The organism is Exiguobacterium alkaliphilum 12/1, assembly GCF_000714435.1.
In the GTDB taxonomy this organism is placed as follows: Bacteria; Bacillota; Bacilli; order Exiguobacteriales; family Exiguobacteriaceae; genus Exiguobacterium; species Exiguobacterium alkaliphilum.
This window is the reverse complement of sequence record NZ_JJMW01000053.1, coordinates 1-1,198: the sequence shown is the minus strand read 5'-3', so window position 1 is coordinate 1,198 and position 1,198 is coordinate 1. Positions and strand designations below refer to the sequence as shown.

Genomic DNA, 1,198 nt, shown 5'->3' with positions numbered 1-1,198 from the left:
TTGCCAGGCGGTTTGTTTTTTTGAAAAAGTTATTGACTTATCTGTCTAGGACATTTAAAATAGGTAAAGTCGATACAATACTTAATGTGGTCCTGTGGTGTAGTGGTTAACATGCCTGCCTGTCACGCAGGAGATCGCGGGTTCGACCCCCGTCAGGACCGCCATTTTTTAATTTCATATTGGCTTTGTAGCTCAGTTGGTAGAGCAAAGGACTGAAAATCCTTGTGTCGGCGGTTCGATTCCGTCCAAAGCCACCATTTACAGCGCCGGTGTAGCTCAGTTGGTAGAGCATCTGACTTGTAATCAGAGGGTCGAGGGTTCGAATCCTTTCGCCGGCACCATTTTTGCATGGCGGTTGTGGCGAAGTGGTTAACGCACCGGATTGTGATTCCGGCATTCGAGGGTTCAATTCCCTTCAGCCGCCCCATTTTTTAATTAATGAGCCATTAGCTCAGTTGGTAGAGCATCTGACTTTTAATCAGAGGGTCGCAGGTTCGAGCCCTGCATGGCTCACCATTTCTCATTAATTAACTATACTTAAATATTGTGCGGGTGTGGCGGAATTGGTAGACGCGCTAGACTTAGGATCTAGTGTCTTTGACGTGGGGGTTCGAGTCCCTTCACCCGCATCTCCTCAAACTTCATTATGCGGAAGTAGTTCAGTGGTAGAATACGACCTTGCCAAGGTCGGGGTCGCGGGTTCGAATCCCGTCTTCCGCTCCATTTACATGCGGTCGTGGCGGAATCGGTAGACGCGCTAGGTTGAGGGCCTAGTGGTGGTTAACACCGTGGAGGTTCAAGTCCTCTCGACCGCATTTTATATTGCACCCTTAGCTCAGCTGGATAGAGCGTTAGACTACGAATCTAAAGGCCGGGAGTTCGAATCTCTCAGGGTGCACCATTTTAACGGGAAGTAGCTCAGCTTGGTAGAGCACTTGGTTTGGGACCAAGGGGTCGCAGGTTCGAATCCTGTCTTCCCGACCATTTATTTTTTTGGTCTTTGAAAACTGAACGATGAGGCAAAAATAAGTTTTAAATTTTTGAATGAAGCGCAAGCTTCGTCATTTCAAGAGCTATATCAAATTCTTTGGAGAGTTTGATCCTGGCTCAGGACGAACGCTGGCGGCGTGCCTAATACATGCAAGTCGAGCGCAGGAAGTCATCCGAACCCTTCGGGGGGACGTTGACGGAATGAGCG

At 48.6% G+C, this 1,198-nt stretch carries 10 tRNA genes and 1 rRNA gene; all 11 read left to right on the top strand.

The annotated features are described in order from the left end of the window. Nucleotides 1-88 precede the first annotated feature (88 nt). Nucleotides 89-164: transfer RNA gene (locus tag RT52_RS11365), tRNA-Asp, on the top strand. A 17-nt stretch (nt 165-181) separates the two neighbouring features. Then, a tRNA-Phe gene (locus tag RT52_RS11360) sits at nt 182-257 on the top strand. A gap of 8 nt (nt 258-265) precedes the next feature. Further along, nucleotides 266-341 (top strand) — tRNA-Thr (locus RT52_RS11355). A gap of 10 nt (nt 342-351) precedes the next feature. Next, a tRNA-His gene (locus RT52_RS11350) sits at nt 352-427 on the top strand. 13 nt (nt 428-440) lie between these two features. Continuing rightward, a tRNA-Lys gene (locus RT52_RS11345) sits at nt 441-516 on the top strand. A gap of 32 nt (nt 517-548) precedes the next feature. Continuing rightward, nucleotides 549-629, top strand: a tRNA-Leu gene (locus RT52_RS11340). Nucleotides 630-648: 19 nt separating this feature from the next. Beyond that, nucleotides 649-723: transfer RNA gene (locus RT52_RS11335), tRNA-Gly, on the top strand. Between the two features lie 7 nt (nt 724-730). After that, nucleotides 731-815: transfer RNA gene (locus RT52_RS11330), tRNA-Leu, on the top strand. A gap of 9 nt (nt 816-824) precedes the next feature. Then, a tRNA-Arg gene (locus tag RT52_RS11325) sits at nt 825-901 on the top strand. A gap of 6 nt (nt 902-907) precedes the next feature. Further along, nucleotides 908-984 (top strand) — tRNA-Pro (locus RT52_RS11320). Between the two features lie 100 nt (nt 985-1,084). After that, nucleotides 1,085-1,198, top strand: a 16S ribosomal RNA gene (locus RT52_RS11315); the annotation flags it as partial.